This window comes from Blastococcus sp. SYSU D01042, assembly GCF_054050515.1.
In genome coordinates this window covers 750,471-763,193 of the sequence record NZ_JBJGZM010000001.1, presented here as the reverse complement: position 1 = coordinate 763,193, position 12,723 = coordinate 750,471, and the positions used below count along the sequence as shown (strand labels likewise).

The following is a 12,723-nucleotide window of genomic DNA, read 5'->3' as shown; positions in this document are numbered from 1 at the left end:
GGGTCGTGATCGACCTGCGACTCGTGCGCGAGAACCCCGACCTCGTCCGTGCCAGCCAGCGGGCGCGGGGCGACGACGAGTCCCTGGTCGACGCGCTCCTGGCCGCCGACGCCGCCCGCCGCGAGGCGGTCAAGCGGGGCGACGACCTGCGCGGCGAGCAGAAGGCCGCCTCGCAGGCGGTGAAGAAGGCGAGCCCGGAGGAGCGGCCCGCCGTCCTGGAGCGGGCCAGGGCGCTGGCCGCCGAGGTCAAGCAGGCCGAGGAGGCCCAGCGCGAGGCCGACGCCGCGCTGCGCACCGCGCACCTGGCGATCGCCAACGTCGTCCACGACGGCGTCCCGCCCGGCGGCGAGGACGACGCCGTCCCGCTGCGCACCGTCGGCGAGGTGCCGGCCTACGACTTCCCCGTGCGCGACCACATCCAGATCGGTGAGGCGCTGGGCGCCATCGACATGGAGCGCGGCGCGAAGGTGTCGGGCTCGCGCTTCTACTTCCTGACCGGCCCCGGCGCGCTGCTCGAGTTCGCCCTCGCCCAGCTCGCCATCAGCCGCGCCGTCGCGGCCGGGTTCACTCCGGTCATCGCGCCGGCCCTGGTCAAGCCCTCGGCGATGGAGGGCACCGGCTTCCTCGGCGAGCACGACGAGGAGGTGTACCGGATCGAGCGCGACGACCTGTACCTCGTCGGGACCTCCGAGGTGGCGCTGGCCGGCATGCACGCCGACGAGGTGCTGGACCTCTCGACGGGCCCGAAGCGCTACGCCGGCTGGTCGTCCTGCTTCCGCCGCGAGGCCGGCTCGTACGGCAAGGACACCCGCGGCATCATCCGCGTGCACTGGTTCGACAAGGTCGAGATGTTCAGCTTCTGCGCCCCCGAGGACGCCGCCGCCGAGCACCTGCGGCTGCTGCAGTGGGAGGAGGAGTTCCTCCAGGCGCTGGAGCTGCCCTACCGGGTGGTCGACATCGCCGCCGGCGACCTGGGCAGCAGCGCCGCCCGCAAGTACGACATCGAGGCGTGGTTCCCCACCCAGGGCACCTACCGGGAGCTCACCAGCACCTCGGACTGCACCACCTTCCAGGCGCGGCGGCTGGCCATCCGCTACCGCGACGCGGAGGGGAGGAACCAGACGGCGGCGACGCTGAACGGCACCCTCTGCGCCATCGCCCGCACCATCGCCTGCCTGCTCGAGGTGCACCAGCGCGCCGACGGGTCGGTGCACGTGCCGGTCGCGCTGCGCCCCTGGCTGGGCGGGGTCGAGGCGCTGACGCCGGGCATGACGCTGGCCGCGCCGGTGCCCACCGCATGAGCGAGCGCCCACCGCGCGCCATCCGCGCCCACGGCGTCCTCGACGGCGCCGAGCGGGTGGTCGAGCTCGGCGACGTCGGCTCCTGGCGGCCCAAGCTGGTGGCCAGCGACCTCGACGGCACGCTGCTGGACGCCGACGGCCTGGTCAGCCCCCGCACGCGCGCCGCGCTGGAGGCGTGCTGGGACGCCGGCATCCCCGTCGTCGGGGTCACCGGTCGCGGTCCGCGCCTGCTCGAGACGGTCAGGGCGGCCCTGGACCACCGCGGCATCGCGGTGCTGTCGCAGGGCGGGTTCGTCGTCGACCTCGAGCGCGACGAGGTGCTGCGCGCGGTCGCTCTCCCGCGGGACCAGGCCGTGCGGGTCATCGAGCAGATCGAGCGGGCCGCCGGCGAGGTCGTGCTGGCCGTCGAGGAGGCCGCCGAGCAGGGGCAGGTGCACGCGCGGCTGCGGGTGCAGCACGGCTTCGACTGGCCCTACCCCGAGCCGTCCCAGCTCCTGGAGCGGGGCGAGGTGCTGCCGCCCGGCGCCGTGCTCAAGGTGTTCCTGCGCTCGGCGACCCACGGCCAGGACGAGCTGCTGGCGCTGGCGCGGTCCGTGGTCGACCCGGTCGACGCCGAGGTGACCCACGCCGGCCTGGGCTTCATCGAGGTGCTGCCGCCGGGCATCACCAAGGCCAGCGGGCTGCAGCTGGCGCTGGACCGGTACGGCGTGGGCTTCGGCGACGTCCTCGTGTTCGGCGACATGCCCAACGACCTGCCGATGCTCGGCGCGGTGCGCGAGGCCGGCGGCCGCGCGGTGGCCGTGGCCAACGCGCACCCCGCCGTCCGCGCGCTGACGCCGGACCTCACCAGCGGGCACCAGGTGGACGGCGTCGCCCGCTACCTGGAGGCGGTCCTGGGCGATGTCTGACTGGCAGCCCAGGCTGGTCGCCAGCGACATGGACGGCACGCTGCTGCGCTCCGACGACACCGTCAGCGACGCGACCGTCGCCGAGCTGGGCCGGTGGCGCGATGCCGGCGTGCCGTTCGTGCTGGCCACCGGGCGCCCGCCGCGCTGGATGCACCGCATCCGCGAGGTCCTCGGGTCCGGGACGGCGGTGTGCTGCAACGGCGCCGTGCTGCTCGACCTGGAGCCGATGGAGATCGTCGACGAGGCGCCGCTGACGCCGGATGCGCTGCGGTCGATCACCGCCGAGCTGCGCGTCCGCCAGCCCTCCACCTGGTTCGCCGTCGAGCACGGCTGGGAGTTCCGCCACGAGCCGGTCTACCGCCCGCGGTGGGACGTCGACGCCCCCGGTGTCGCCGTCGCCACGCTGGAGGAGATGACCGCGGCGCCGGCGGCCAAGCTGCTGGCCCGCCACGAGTCGATGGCCCCCGATGCCTTCGTCGAGCTGATCGAGGAGATCGTCGGCGACCGGGCCACCGTCACGCACTCCTCCACCGACGCGCTCGCGGAGATCTCGCGGCCCGGCGTCACCAAGGCCACCGGGCTGGCGCGGGTCGCCGAGCGGCACGGCGTCGGGCCGGAGGAGGTCGTCGTGTTCGGGGACATGCCCAACGACATCGCCGCCTTCGAGTGGGTGCGCGACGGCGGCGGCCGGGCGGTGGCCATGGCGCACGCGCACCCGGACCTGCTCGCCGTCGCCACCGACGTCACCGGCGGCAACGACGAGGACGGCGTCGCCGCGTTCCTGCGCACCCTCTGACGTCGCCGCTCTGCTCAAGTTCGGCCGCCGGCGGCCGATGGTCACAGCGTCGGGATCCCGATATCCAGTCGTGCAGAAAGCGAGCAGGGATGATGCAGGTCGACGACCAGGTGGTGGGGGCGGACGGGACGCCGGTCGATGAGGACGCGCGACGCTCGCGCTTCGGCCTGCGCAGCCGGATGCTGGGCGCCATCCTCGTCGTCGCGCTGACGACCGTCGGCGTCGGCGCGTTCGGCATCAACCGGATGTCCGAGCTGAGCGGCAACGCCCAGGAGGTCTACGACCAGGGCGCCGTGCCGCTCGACGGACTGCGCCGCCTCGAGGCCGACTGGTGGCAGCTGTCGGCCAACGTCGCCCGCTCGAACGTCACGCTCCTCCCGCCGACGACCATCGCCACGGCGAAGGAGAACGCGGCCACCTACATGCAGGTCCTGGCCGACCGGACCGCCGCCGTCGCCGCCATGGACCTGCCGGCCGAGTCCCGCGCCGCCTTCGACGAGTTCGCCACCGCCGTCGAGACCTACCTGCCGGCCCTCGCGGAGCTGTCCACGCCGGGCTTCATCGCCGGCAACCCGGCTCGCGCCATCGAGCTGCTCGGCATCATGGGCGAGCAGGAGGCGGTCATCAAGGACTCGATCACCGTCGCCACCGCAGCGGCCGCGGAGGCCTCGTCGGCCACCGCCGCGCAGGCCGCCGACGCCTACGAGCAGGCCCGCAACCTCACCCTGGCGATCATGGCCGCCGGCCTGGTCATCAGCGTCGTGCTGGCCCTCGTCGTCGCCCGCGGCGTCACCGGCCCCGTGCAGCGGATCCGCGAGATCCTCGGGCAGGTGGCCGCCGGTGACCTCACCGTGCGGGCCGGCCGCACCGGCGGTGCCGAGCTCGGTGAGATGGCGCAGTCCCTGGACGAGACCCTCGACGCCATCGGCCACGTGCTGCTGCTGGTCAACGACTCCTCCGCCCGCCTCGCCGCCGCCTCGCAGCAGCTCAACGCCGCGGCCGAGGGCATCTCGGTCAACGCGCGCACCGCGGCCGGGCAGGCCGACGACGTCGTCAGCTCGGCCGGCGCCGTCGCCGCCAGCGTGGACACCGTCGCCACCGGCTCGGCGCAGATGGAGTCGGCGATCCGCGAGATCTCGCAGAACGCCAGCGAGGCCAGCCGCGTCGCCAGCCAGGCCGTGGACGTCGCCGAGAACACCACCCGGACCGTCGGCAAGCTGGGCGACTCCTCGCAGGAGATCGCCACCGTCATCAAGCTGATCAACGGCATCGCCGAGCAGACCAACCTGCTCGCGCTCAACGCCACCATCGAGGCCGCCCGCGCCGGCGAGGCGGGCAAGGGCTTCGCCGTCGTCGCCAGCGAGGTCAAGGAGCTCGCGCAGGAGACCGCGCGGGCGACCGAGGACATCTCGCAGCGGGTCGAGGCCATCCAGGCCGACACCGCGGGCGCCGTCGAGGCGATCAGCCAGATCTCCACCGTCATCGGCGAGATCAACGACTTCCAGGCGACCATCGCCGCGGCCGTCGAGGAGCAGACCGCCACGACCAACGAGATGAACCGCAACGTGGCCGAGGCCGCCAGCGGCACCCAGGGCATCGCCGCGGCGATCTCCGGGCTGGCCGCCGGCACGCAGGAGACCAACCAGCGCGTGGTCGACGCCCAGGCGGCGTCGGCGGACCTGGCCCGCATGAGCGGTGAGCTGCAGGAGGCCGTCGCCCGCTTCCGCGTCTAGGGAACCGCACGACGACGGCGCCGCCTCCGGGGTGACCCCGGGAGCGGCGCCGTCGTCAGTGGGGCGCGGGTCAGAGGTACTGGCCGCCGCCGGGGCGCAGGTCGGGCTGGGCGCCGGAGCCCTGGCCACCGGGCAGGGCCTTGCGGCGCATCTCCTCGAGCTGGGCACGGGCGGCCATCTGCTGGGCGAACAGCGCCGTCTGGATGCCGTGGAACACGCCCTCGAGCCAGCCCACCAGCTGCGCCTGCGCGATCCGCAGCTCGGCGTCGGTGGGGGTCTGGTCCTCCTCGAAGGGGAGCGTGATCCGCTCCAGCTCCTCGCGCAGCTCCGGTGCCAGGCCCTGCTCGAGCTCGCGGATCGACGAGGCGTGGATGTCGCGCAGCCGGTTGCGGCTGGCCTCGTCGAGGGGCGCGGCGCGGACCTCCTCCAGCAGCTGCTTGATCATCGTGCCGATCCGCATGACCTTGGCGGGCTGCTCGACCATGTCGTTCACCTGCATCGGGCCGCCGTCGTCGCCGTCGTCGGACCCGGCGCCGAGGGCCACCGGGAGGGTGCCGACGGGCTGGCCGTCGGGCCCCACGACGACGACCTGCTGCGGACGTTCGCTGCCGTTGCCGGGTGCAGTCATGCCTCCATCCTGCCCCGCTGCCGGGCCCGCCGAACGCCTGCCCCGGCGACGCACGGCACGGCGCCGGAGCCCTCAGCGGGTGCGGCGCCGGGACAACTAGGGTGCGGACCATGGAGGCCCGGCTCGACGTCGCTCGGGTCCGCGGCCTCTTCCCGGCGCTGGCCGACGGGTACGTGCACGTCGACGGCCCGGGCGGCTCGCTGCTGCCCGAGGACGTCGCCCGGGCGGTCGGGCACGCCCTGCGGATGCCGGTCGCCGAGCGCGGCGGGGTGTTCGCGGCGTCGGCCCGCGCGGAGGGGCTGGTGTCCGCAGCACGCGCGGCGCTGGCCGACCTCGTGGGCGGCGCGGCCGGCGGCGTCGTCCTGGGCGCGAGCATGACCGCGGTGACGTACACGCTGGCCCGGGCGATCGCGAAGAGCTGGCGGCCGGGCGACGAGATCGTGGTGAGCCGGCTGGACCACGACGCCAACATCCGGCCGTGGGTGCAGCTGGCCGCCGAGCGCGGCGTCACCGTCCGCTGGGCCGAGGTGGACATCGAGACCGGGGAGCTGCCGGCCTGGCAGTACGACGACCTGCTCACCCGCCGCACCCGCCTGGTGGCGCTCACGGCGGCGAGCAGCGCGATCGGCACCTGCCCGGAGGTGGCCGAGATCGCGCACCGGGCGCACGCCGTGGGGGCGATGGTCTACCTGGACGCCTCGCACGCCGCGGCGCACATGTACCTCGACCGCACCGCCCTGGGCGCGGACTTCGTCGCGCTGTCGGCGTCGAAGTGGGGCGGGCCGCACGTGGGCGCGGTGGTGGCCGATCCGCAGCTGCTGGCCCACCTGCACCCGGACAAGCTGCTGCCGATGACGGACAAGGTGCCCGACCGGTTCGAGGCCGGGTCGGGGTCCTACGAGCTGTACGCCGGCGTCTCCGCCGCCGTCGACCACCTCGCCGCGCTCGGCGGGGAGGTCCCGGGCTCGCGACGGGACCGGCTGCGCGCCTCCCTGGCCCTGGTCGCCCGCTACGAGGGCGAGCTGTTCGGCTGGCTGGACCAGGCGCTGCGCGCCATGCGGCACGTGCAGGTCCTCGGCCGCCCCGAGCGGACGACGCCGACGCTGGCCTTCCGCGTCGAGGGCATGCGCCCGCGCCAGGTGGCGGCCGAGCTGAACCGGCAGGGCATCTGCGTGTGGGACGGCGACGCCTACGCCCGCGAGCTGTTCGACGCGCTCGGCGTGACCGAGAGCGGCGGCGCCGTCCGGCTGGGGCTGATGCACTACAACACCGCGGACGAGGTCGGCCTGGTCATCGACGCCGTCGCCGCCCTGCGCCCCCGCCCGCAGCCCCGCTGACGCGCGTCAGTCCGCCGGGAGCAGCAGCACCTTGCCGACGTGCTCGCTGGCCTCGACGACCCGGTGCGCCTCGGCCGCGCGGGACATCGGCAGCCGGCGGTCGACGACCGGGCGCACGGTGCCGCGCTCGATGTCCGGCCACACGTCGCGCCGCACCGCCTCGATGATCTCGGCCTTGCCGCCGCGCCCGGTCGCCGGGCGCGAGCGCAGCGCGGTGGCGTGCACCGATGCGCGCTTGGCCAGCAGCTTGCCGAGGTTCAGCTCGGCCTTGGTGCCGCCCTGCATGCCGATGATGACCAGCCGTCCGCCGACGGCGAGGGCGTCGACGTTCCGGTCGAGGTACTTGGCGCCCATGTTGTCGAGGACGACGTCGACGCCCCGGCCGCCGGTGGCCTCGCGCACCTGCTCGACGAAGTCCTGGTCGCGGTAGTTGACCAGCACGTCCGCGCCCAGCTCGCGGCAGACGTCCAGCTTGGCCTGCGTGCCGGCGGTGGTGACCACGCGGGCGCCGGCGCGGGCGGCCAGCTGGATCGCCATGGTGCCGATGCCGCTCGAGCCGCCGTGCACCAGGAACGTGTCGCCGCGGGCGAGGCCGGCCAGCATGAACACGTTGGACCACACGGTGCAGACGACCTCGGGCAGCGCGGCGGCGGTCGCCAGCTCCACTCCCGCCGGCTTGGGCAGCAGCTGCACGGCCGGGACGGCGACCCGCTCGGCGTACCCGCCGCCGGCGAGCAGGGCGCACACCTCGTCGCCCACCGACCAGCCGGTCACGCCCTCGCCGACCTCGCTGACCACGCCGCTGCACTCCAGCCCGAGGATCTCGCTGGCCCCCTGCGGCGGCGGGTAGAAGCCCTGGCGCTGCATGAGGTCCGCGCGGTTCACCGCGGTCGCGGCGACGTCGACGACCACCTCGCCGGGGCCGCACACCGGGTCGGGGACCTCGCTCCAGCGGAGGACGTCGGGGCTCCCGGGTTCGCTGATCGTCACCGCGCGCATGGGCGAGACCTTAGAGCGCCGCCACGGCGCGGGCTCCGGAGACCGAGACGCAGCGGCCCACCTCGTCCGCGCCGGTGGCCAGCCGGGCGAGCACGCCACCCAGGGCCTGCCGGGAGACCCGCATGCCCTCCACCGATCCGTCGGTCGACAGCGCCGCCGGCTCGTCGCCGTCGGTCAGGTAGACCGGCTGCACGAGCGTCCAGTCCAGTCCGCTGCGGCGGACGACGTCCTCCTGCACGCCGTGGTCGGCGATCTGCGGCCGCAGCAGCAGCGCGAAGACCAGCCGGGCCGACAGCGGCAGCAACGCGCGGGTCTCCCCGACGCCGTACGAGGACTGCACGACCAGCCGCCGGACCCCGTGCGCCCGCATGGCGGTCACCAGCGCGGCGGTGCCCCGCGACCGCACGTCCAGCGGCGTCCCGGCCGGCCCGCGCAGCCGCACCCGCACCGGGCTCTCGGCGATGCCCAGCGCCACGACGACGGCGTCCTGTCCGCGGACGGCGGCGTCCACGGCGGCCGCGTCGGTGACGTCGCCGTCGACCGGCCGCACGCCGGGCGTCCCGGCGAAGGCCGCCGATGCCCGGCGGGCGAAGGCGGTGACCTCGTGCCCGTCCGCGACCAGCGCCTCGACGGCCGCCCGGCCCGATCCCCCGGTTGCTCCCACGACCAGCACCTGCGTGACCCGCTCCTCCCTGGTGGGCGCCGGCTGCTGCCGACGCCGATCCACCGTGGCCCGGACGACCGGTGGCGGAGAACGGCCCGGAGTCCGGAAAGCATGACCGTTCGTCCAGCGCCTCTGGACGCCCGCGCGATCGGCGGCACGATGACGGCATGGACGAGGCGATGCCCTGGGCGCCGGTGGACCCGTTGGGCGGTGTGCTCGGCGACCTGCGGATGCGCGGCACCTTCTACTGCCGGGCCGAGGGCGCCGCGCCGTGGGGCGTCGAGATGCCGGCGTTGGAGGGCTGCATGAGCTTCCACGTCGTCACCGAGGGCGGCTGCCTGCTCGAGGTCGACGGCGAGGTGCACCAGCTGCGGGCCGGCGACCTGGCCCTGGTGCCGCACGGGCGCGGTCACCTGCTGCGCAGCGGCCCGGGCGCCCCGATCGCGGGCCGGGCGGACCTGCTGCCGCAGGACTACGTCGGCGAGCACTACTCGGTGCTCCGGGTCGACGGCGGTGGAGCGCCCGCCGGGCTGGTCTGCGGTGTCCTGGAGCCGGAACGGCCCGGGCCCGCGCACCTGCTGGACCTGCTGCCCCCGGTCCTCGTGGTGGAGGCGGGCGACGCAGGCCGCGGTGGCTGGCTGCCGGTGCTGCTCGGCATGATCACGGACGAGGTGCGCCACGAGCGGCCCGGCGCGGAGGCGGTGGTGACCCGGCTGGCCGACGTGGTGGTCATCCAGGCGATCCGCGGCTGGCTGGACACCGGGGCCACGGGGCCGGGCTGGCTGCGCGCGCTGCGCGATCCGCAGGTCGGCCGGGCGGTGGCGCTGGTGCACCGGGACCCCGGATCGGCCTGGACCCTGGACCGGCTGGCCCGCGAGACGCGGATGTCCCGCTCGGCCTTCGCCGCCCGGTTCAGCGAGCTGGCCGGGGAGCCGGCGCTGCGGTACGTCACCCGCTGGCGGATGCACGTGGCGACCGCCGAGCTGGTCCGCGGGGCCCGGGTCGGCGAGCTGGCCCGCCGGCTCGGCTACGACTCCGAGGCGGCGTTCTCGCGCGCCTACCGCAGGGTGACGGGCGTGCCTCCGGTGGCGGCGCGGACCCGGCCGGTCACGACCGGTGGACCCTGAGCACCGACGTGCCGTGCGGTCCGCCGGGCGGCTGATCCCGCACGCCCTGAGGGCCGGTGCGCCGGGTGAGCGGTGCCAGGGTGGACGGACCGCCGGCAGCTGCCGCGGTGTCCGCGGCCCGGCGGCGCCAGGAGGTGCCCCATGGCCGCCGACCCCCCGATCCCGCGTCCTCCGGTGGGCCCGCCCGCCGCAGCCTGGGTCCCGCCGCCGCCCCCGCGGGCCGGCGTCGGCCGCATCGTGGCCGCGGTCGTGGGCGGTCTGCTCGTGCTGCCCGCCCTCGGCCTGCTGGGCGGAGGTGGGGTGCTGCTCTGGGCCGACCAGCAGGAGCGCTCCGACGACGGCTACCTCTACACCGCGTCCGACGACTTCGCGACGCCCGGGCACGCCCTGCTCAGCGAGCGGATCGACCTGGACACCGGGGCCGACTGGGTCGGCGTCCAGACGGCACTGGGCACGGCGCGCGTCGAGGTGACCGGTGCCGACCCGGCGACCGAGGTCTTCGTGGGCATCGCGCCGTCGGCCGACGTCGAGGCCTACCTCGGGGGCGTGCAGCGCACGGTCGTCGACGACCTCGGGATCGACACGTCGGCCGCCGACCGCGTCCTGCTGCCCGGCGGGGCGCCGAGCGGGCCACCGGCCGACCAGGGCTTCTGGACCGTCCGGGCCGCCGGGACGGGCACGCAGCAGCTGGGCTGGGACCCCGACGACGGCTCGTGGACGCTCGTCGTGATGAACGCCGACGGGTCGGCCGGGGTGGCCGTGGACGCCCGCATCGGCGCCACGATCCCGGCGCTGACCGGACTGGCCTGGGGCGTCATGGGCGCGGGGCTGGCCCTGCTGCTGCTGGCCGTGCTCCTGCTGGTGCTCGCGCTGCGCCGTCCCACCGTCCCCGCGGGGCCCCCGTGGGCCGGGCCGGTGGGCCCGCCGTCCTGGGCGCCGCCGGCGCCGGTCGACCGCAGCACGGCGGCCGACGCGCAGCAGGGCAGGACCAGCGGCTCGCCCCGGGGCCAGCAGAGCGGCTGACCCCGGGGCCCGTGCTCAGCCGCGCGCCTTGAGGTCCTTGCGCAGGATCTTGCCGGCCGACGACTTCGGCACCACGTCGATGAACTCGACGAAGCGGATCTTCTTGTGCGGGGCGACCTTCTCTGCCATGTAGGCCATGACGGCCTCCTCGGTGAGCTCGGATCCCGGGCTGCGGACGACGAACGCCTTGGGCAGCTCCTCGCCGCTCTCCTTGTCCGGCACACCGATCACGGCGGCGTCGGCGATCTCCGGGTGGTTGATCAGCACGGCCTCGAGCTCGGCCGGGGCCACCTGGTAGCCCTTGTACTTGATCAGCTCCTTGACCCGGTCGACGACGGTGTAGATGCCGTTGTCGTCGACGACGGCGACGTCGCCGGTGTGCAGCCAGCCCTCGCTGTCGAGGGTGGCGCGGGTGGCCTCCTCGTTGTTGAGGTAGCCCTTCATGACCTGCGGGCCGCGGACCCAGAGCTCGCCCCGCTCGCCCGGAGCGGCGTCCTCACCGGTGCCCGGGTCGATGAGCCGGCACTCGGTGTTCGGGATGGCGAAGCCCACCGATCCCTTGGGCACCTCGCCGGAGAACCCGGGCGGCATGGCGTCGGGGTCGGGCGTGGTGTGCGAGACGGGGGAGAGCTCGGTCATGCCGTAGCCCTGAGCCACGGTGACGCCGCTGTCGGCGCCCTTGCGCAGCCGCTGCTCGACCGCGAGCGCCAGCTGCTCGTCGAGCGGGGCGGCGCCGGAGAGGATCGACTGCAGCGAGCTCAGGTCGTAGTTGTCGACCACGGGGTGCTTGGCCAGCGCCAGCAGGATGGGCGGCGCCACGAACGCGCGGGTGATCTTGTACTCCTGGATGGTGCGCAGGAAGTCCTCGAGCTCGAAGCGGGGGAGGGTCACCACCGTGCCGCCCAGCGCCAGGCCCTGGTTCATGAGCACCGTCAGGCCGTAGATGTGGAAGAACGGCAGGACGGCGATGATCCGCTCCTCCGCGCCGGTCTTGAGCAGCGGCAGGCACTGCGTCACGTTGGCCACCAGGTTGCGGTGGGTGAGCATGACGCCCTTGGGCAGGCCCGTGGTGCCGCTGGAGTAGGGCAGCGTGACCAGGTCGTCCGCCGGGTCGATGTCCACCGTCACGGCGGGGGCGTCGGCGCCCAGCAGGTCGAAGAGGTTGGCGTGCCCCTCCGCGCCGTCGAGCACGACGATCTCGTCCACCGGCGACTTCTCGACCGCGGCGCCCGCCCGGTCCATGAACATCGAGATGGTGATGAGCAGCTTCGCGCCGGAGTCCTTCAGCTGGAAGGCGATCTCGTCGGGCGTGTAGAGCGAGTTGATCGGGCTCATGACGCAGCCCGCGGCGGCGATGCCGTGGAAGACCACCGGGAACCACTGCGTGTTCGGGCAGAAGACCGCGACGACGTCGCCCTTGCGCAGCCCGCGGGCGTGCAGGTTGGCGGCGACCCGCTCGACGTAGGCGGCCAGCTGGCCGTGGGTGATCACGTCACCCTTGAGGCCGTCGATCAGCGCGGGCGCGTCCGGCCGCTCCCGGCCGGCGGCGAGGACGGACTCGGGGACCGACAGGTTCGGGATCTCGACGTCGGGATACGGGCTGGCCAGTGCCACGGGGTGCCTCCTCGATGCTGGTGTGGCGCCAGTCTCACATCCGGCGTGTCGGGCGGCACAAGGGGGTTCTCCGCCATCCGGCCCGGTTCAGCGCGGCCAGAGCACCGACTGCGTGCAGCGGAACAGCGCGACCGTCTTCCCCGACTCCGCGTTGCGGACGACGGCGTCCCACACCTGCGTCGTCCGCCCCGCGTGGGCGACGGTCGCCTCGCAGCTGATCCGGCCCTCGCGCGCGGTGCCCAGGTGGTTGCTCTTCAGCTCGATGGTCGTGAACCCGGTCGAGCCCTCGGGCAGCAGCGCGCGGGTGGGCAGGCCGCAGCTGGTGTCGGCGAGCGTGACCACCGTGCCCGCGTGCAGGTACCCGTTCGGCGCCAGCAGCTCGGGGCGCACGTCGAGGTGGCTGGTCAGCCGCCCGGGCTCGTGGCTGTCGACGACGATGCCCAGCAACCCGGGGAAGGTGCCCGGGAGGAGGTCGTTGAGCTCGTCGGCGGTGAGGAAACCCGTGGCGGACATGGGGGCAACGTAGTGACCGCCCGGGCGACGGGTGCTCCCCCCTCGGCCGCCCCGATCCCTCACGGGTCGCTCCACGCACA

The 12,723-nt window shown here is 74.8% G+C and carries 12 protein-coding genes; 7 read left to right on the top strand and 5 right to left on the bottom strand.

Annotated features, from left to right (window positions below; genetic code table 11):
- Window positions 1–5: 5 nt before the first annotated feature.
- The 4 genes from serS (at window position 6) to ACI79H_RS03820 (ending at window position 4,738) form a co-directional block, all read left to right on the top strand.
- The gene (gene serS, locus ACI79H_RS03835) at window positions 6–1,301 is read left to right on the top strand and encodes a serine--tRNA ligase (RefSeq protein ID WP_456553038.1); all 1,296 of its coding nucleotides are present in this window, start codon (window positions 6–8) and stop codon (window positions 1,299–1,301) included.
- Window positions 1,298–2,209, top strand: a complete 912-nt coding sequence (locus ACI79H_RS03830; RefSeq protein WP_456553037.1) for an HAD family hydrolase — start codon at window positions 1,298–1,300, stop codon at window positions 2,207–2,209. The genes serS and ACI79H_RS03830 overlap by 4 nt, the downstream gene beginning before the upstream one ends.
- The gene (locus ACI79H_RS03825; protein ID WP_456553036.1) at window positions 2,202–3,005 is read left to right on the top strand and encodes an HAD family hydrolase; all 804 of its coding nucleotides are present in this window, start codon (window positions 2,202–2,204) and stop codon (window positions 3,003–3,005) included. Before ACI79H_RS03830 ends, ACI79H_RS03825 begins: the two co-directional genes overlap by 8 nt.
- 92 nt (window positions 3,006–3,097) lie before the next feature.
- Window positions 3,098–4,738, top strand: coding sequence for a methyl-accepting chemotaxis protein (locus ACI79H_RS03820; protein ID WP_456553035.1), 1,641 nt, complete (start codon window positions 3,098–3,100; stop codon window positions 4,736–4,738).
- 70 nt (window positions 4,739–4,808) lie between these two features.
- Here ACI79H_RS03820 and ACI79H_RS03815 read toward each other — a convergent pair whose 3' ends face one another.
- Complete coding sequence (locus ACI79H_RS03815) at window positions 4,809–5,366, bottom strand: bacterial proteasome activator family protein (RefSeq protein WP_456553034.1); 558 nt, start codon at window positions 5,364–5,366, stop codon at window positions 4,809–4,811.
- A 110-nt stretch (window positions 5,367–5,476) separates the two neighbouring features.
- Between ACI79H_RS03815 and ACI79H_RS03810 the strand changes: the two genes are divergently transcribed.
- The gene (locus tag ACI79H_RS03810) at window positions 5,477–6,703 is read left to right on the top strand and encodes a cysteine desulfurase-like protein (RefSeq protein ID WP_456553033.1); all 1,227 of its coding nucleotides are present in this window, start codon (window positions 5,477–5,479) and stop codon (window positions 6,701–6,703) included.
- A gap of 6 nt (window positions 6,704–6,709) precedes the next feature.
- On the opposite strand, the gene ACI79H_RS03805 is transcribed toward ACI79H_RS03810, so the two are convergent.
- The gene (locus ACI79H_RS03805) at window positions 6,710–7,702 is read right to left on the bottom strand and encodes an NAD(P)H-quinone oxidoreductase (protein ID WP_456553032.1); all 993 of its coding nucleotides are present in this window, start codon (window positions 7,700–7,702) and stop codon (window positions 6,710–6,712) included.
- A gap of 10 nt (window positions 7,703–7,712) precedes the next feature.
- Window positions 7,713–8,366, bottom strand: coding sequence for an NAD(P)-dependent oxidoreductase (locus ACI79H_RS03800; RefSeq protein ID WP_456553031.1), 654 nt, complete (start codon window positions 8,364–8,366; stop codon window positions 7,713–7,715).
- Window positions 8,367–8,533: 167 nt separating this feature from the next.
- Between ACI79H_RS03800 and ACI79H_RS03795 the strand changes: the two genes are divergently transcribed.
- Together ACI79H_RS03795 and ACI79H_RS03790 are read left to right on the top strand one after the other, a co-directional pair.
- Window positions 8,534–9,493, top strand: coding sequence for an AraC family transcriptional regulator (locus ACI79H_RS03795; protein ID WP_456553030.1), 960 nt, complete (start codon window positions 8,534–8,536; stop codon window positions 9,491–9,493).
- Between the two features lie 141 nt (window positions 9,494–9,634).
- Window positions 9,635–10,516: a hypothetical protein gene (locus tag ACI79H_RS03790; protein WP_456553029.1), complete on the top strand. Its 882-nt coding sequence runs from the start codon at window positions 9,635–9,637 to the stop codon at window positions 10,514–10,516.
- A gap of 15 nt (window positions 10,517–10,531) precedes the next feature.
- Here the strand turns inward: ACI79H_RS03790 and ACI79H_RS03785 are convergent, their stop codons facing one another.
- Both ACI79H_RS03785 and ACI79H_RS03780 read right to left on the bottom strand, forming a co-directional pair.
- Complete coding sequence (locus tag ACI79H_RS03785; protein ID WP_456553028.1) at window positions 10,532–12,130, bottom strand: 4-coumarate--CoA ligase family protein; 1,599 nt, start codon at window positions 12,128–12,130, stop codon at window positions 10,532–10,534.
- A gap of 87 nt (window positions 12,131–12,217) precedes the next feature.
- Window positions 12,218–12,643 carry a PaaI family thioesterase gene (locus ACI79H_RS03780; RefSeq protein ID WP_456553027.1) on the bottom strand — a complete coding sequence of 142 codons (426 nt, stop codon included), beginning with the start codon at window positions 12,641–12,643 and terminating at the stop codon, window positions 12,218–12,220.
- Window positions 12,644–12,723: the final 80 nt, after the last annotated feature.